The following is a 1,995-nucleotide window of genomic DNA, read 5'->3' on the forward strand; positions in this document are numbered from 1 at the left end:
GTGCGGCGCATGCCGCGGGCCGCTCGTCGCCGCCCCCGGCCGGCGACGAGCGGCCCGCGGCATGCGCCGCACGGCGAGCCTGGTGCTGCTGGCCGTCGCCGTCTTCTTCACCGCACTGTCCCCGCTGATGCGGTGGTACGCCTTCCCCCGGCTCGCCAAGATCCCGCCCGGCCAGTACCAGGACATGGTCATGGAGGCGAAGCCCGCCACGCTCCTCAACTACGGGACGATGAAGGCCGAGCAGGTCCCCGAGGTCACCATCGTGCAGACCCTCAAGGGCAACGTCGCCGCATCCGACCGGATCGAGCAGTCCGCCGGCCGCGATGTCGTCGTCTGGGACACGCTGTCCTACGTCGCCGGCCCCGACGGAAAGATGGTCTCCGAGATCCCCGAGCGCTACATCTTCGACGCGCACTCCCAAGAACCCGTGCACGCCACCGGAGAGTCGGTCGACGGCGACCCGGTCCGCCGCGAGGGCATCGAATACAAGTGGCCGTTCCTCACCGAGAAACGCGATTACGCCTACTTCGACGCCCAGACCCGCACCTCCGCCCCCATCCACTACAGGGGGACCCGCACCTTCCGCGGCCTGGAGGTCTACTACTTCGAGCAGACCGTCCCCTGGACCAAGGTCGCACTCCCCAAGAAGATGCCGGTCAAGGGCGTCACCCCGCAGGCCGTCGCGAAGATGGGCACCACCCGCTGGTACACCACCAAGCGGATGTTCTGGGTGGAGCCGGTCACCGGAGCGCCGGTCAACGGCCAGGAGATCCACAAGGAGGAGCTGCGCGGCGGCGATCTGCTGCCCGGCGGCCGCACGGTCACCGCGTTCGCCGGCCATGTGAAGATGCGCGCCGACTACGTCGACGCCACCGTCTCGCTGGTGAAAGCGCAGCGCACCCTCGTGTTGCTGCTCACCCGCTACCTCCCCTGGGGATTCCTGACCCTCGGCGCCGCCCTGCTCGCCCTGAGCCTGCACCTCGAAGCCCGCAGCCGCCGGCCCCGCGCCGCCCCCGCCCGCCGGCCCGCGCCCGAGCCCGGCGGCGATGCCGGCGGCGGCGGCCCGGCACGCCCCCTCTGACGCCGCAGCGCCCCGGCTCCCTCCGGCTCAGCCCCGCTTGAGCCGTGCCGTCGTGTGCCGCGTCGGCGCGGCCGTCGAAGGGTCCTCCGGCCAGGGGTGCTTGGGGTAGCGGCCGCGCAACTCCGCGCGTACGGACCGGTATCCGTCCTTCCAGAAGGAGGCGAGATCGGCGGTGACCGCTGCCGGGCGTCCGGCGGGGGACAGCAGATGAATGAGCAGGGGCACGCCCGACACGCGCGGCGACTCCTGCCAGCCGAACAACTCCTGCAGTTTCACGGCCAGTACGGGCTGCTCACCGCCGTAATCCACCCGCACCCGCGAACCGCTCGGCACCTCGACACGCTCCGGCGCCAGCTCGTCGAAGCGCGCCGCCTCCCCGGTCGCCCACGGCAGCAGCCGGGCCAGCGCCTGCCCCGCGTCGATCCGCTCCAGATCGGCCCGCCGCCGTGCCCCGGCGAGCTCCACACCCAGCCACTCGTCGACGCGTGCCAGCAGTGCCTCGTCCGACACCTCCGGCCACGGCGCACCCCACGCCCGGTGCAGGAACGCCATCCGCTGCCGCAAGGACACCGCGGCGGCCGGCCACCGCAGCAGTCCGGGCCCCTCCCGCCGCAGGCCCGACACCACCGCGTCCCGCAGCAGCCCCGCGTCGGGCGAGGTCAGCGGCCGGGACGCCAGCTCGATCGCCCCCAGCCGGGTCACCCGCCGGGCCACCACATCACCGCCCGACCACCCCACCTCCTCGCCCGAGGAGTACAGCGCCCGCGCCGCCGCACCCGCCGTCTCCTCATCGATCACCGCCGCCAGCCGGATCCGCGCCGACACCGCCGCCACCGGCCGGTCCGCCACCGCGACGGCCAGCCACTCCGCATCCCGCAGCCCCGACCCGTCACCGGCCCGCGTCCCCGGACCCG

Annotated in this window: 2 protein-coding genes; one reads left to right on the forward strand and one right to left on the reverse strand. The window is 73.6% G+C overall.

Annotated elements, in window-relative coordinates:
- Positions 1-61 precede the first annotated feature (61 nt).
- A complete protein-coding gene (locus EST54_RS33745) occupies positions 62-1,081 on the forward strand; it encodes a DUF3068 domain-containing protein (RefSeq protein ID WP_129251468.1) in 1,020 nt (339 codons plus the stop codon).
- A 27-nt stretch (positions 1,082-1,108) separates the two neighbouring features.
- Here the strand turns inward: EST54_RS33745 and EST54_RS33750 are convergent.
- A partial coding sequence (locus EST54_RS33750; RefSeq protein WP_275543288.1) for an ATP-dependent helicase C-terminal domain-containing protein occupies positions 1,109-1,995 on the reverse strand: 887 nt, incomplete at its 5' end.

This window comes from Streptomyces sioyaensis, assembly GCF_004122735.1.
In the GTDB taxonomy this organism is placed as follows: Bacteria; Actinomycetota; Actinomycetes; order Streptomycetales; family Streptomycetaceae; genus Streptomyces; species Streptomyces sioyaensis.